Source organism: Syntrophaceticus schinkii (genome assembly GCF_000946815.1).
GTDB classification, from domain to species: Bacteria; Bacillota; DSM-12270; order Thermacetogeniales; family Thermacetogeniaceae; genus Syntrophaceticus; species Syntrophaceticus schinkii.
This window is the reverse complement of record NZ_CDRZ01000215.1, coordinates 1-1096: the sequence shown is the minus strand read 5'-3', so window position 1 is coordinate 1096 and position 1096 is coordinate 1. Positions and strand designations below refer to the sequence as shown.

General features: G+C 38.5%; 1 protein-coding gene. It reads left to right on the top strand.

What is annotated here, in order from left to right; genetic code table 11:
- Positions 1–223 precede the first annotated feature (223 nt).
- Positions 224–1096, top strand: an 873-nt coding sequence (locus SSCH_RS07690) for a transposase (protein ID WP_044664954.1), incomplete at its 3' end; no start/stop codon positions are given.

The following is a 1096-nucleotide window of genomic DNA, read 5'->3' as shown; positions in this document are numbered from 1 at the left end:
AGAGGGGAAGTATCTGGTAAACTTAATTCTCAGGAATGAAATAGAATTTAATCCTAATAGCCGGCAAGTAACCCCTAATAAAGCTGCCCAAGCTCTTGCCAATTGCTAGCTTTTTAAAGTAGCAAAACCTATAAAATATTTTGCACAAAAAGGAGGAAGACACCCCTCAAAAATCTAATTGGATAGGTGAGATCCAAAATCCAATAGAAGGGATGTCTTCAATATGAAAGTACAACAAACAGCCACACATTGTCAAGCACCTCCTTTACCCAGACGTGAAAAAAGAAAGATTGAACTTGAAAAATACCGTTTACAAAAGAAAATCCGTAAATTTAATTTGCCAGTTACTTTTGATAACGATACAACCACTAAATTCGCTAATTTTGGCCCTGTAGAATCTTTTAAACAGGCAATTGGTTTCAAGGAACTTATCAAAAGCACTTTTACCATGCGCAAAGCACCTAACAGCAAATATCAGTCTCAAGAAATGCTCGATTTTCTGGTTGATGCTCAAATTCTTGGTTTATCTCGATTCGAGCACATCAATGATTTACGTTACGACCCGGGTTACCTGAAAATCAAAGGCGATATTGAATGCCCTGAGGAATCAGCATTCAGACGGTTATTTAAGACATTGGAAATTGAATCCCTTGAAGAATTACGCTCTATCAATCAACAATTAATAGCACTGCATTCCCGGACAAAGGAACCAACTGAAATATGGCTGGACTGCGATGATACAGTTATTACCCTTCATGGCAACCAAGAAGGCGGTGAGGTAGGCTATAACCCTCGTTATCACGGCCGTCCGTCTATCAAGGCCAAGGCTTGTTTTATTGCTGAAACTGCAGAATTAGTCAATCTAAAAGCATATGGTGGTAAGACGCACAGTAACGGCGAATTCCTTAATTTCTTCAAAGAGGCAGAGGGACAATTACCCCATAACTACGTACCCAAAGGTGTAAGAATGGATAAAGGCTTTTTTGACGAAAAAAACTTCGAATACTTTGAATCCCGTACCCTTTTATATGTCTGTAAAGCCCCTATGCGAAGTGGTTTAAAAAAGATCGTTAATTACCTAAAAGAACAAAACCTT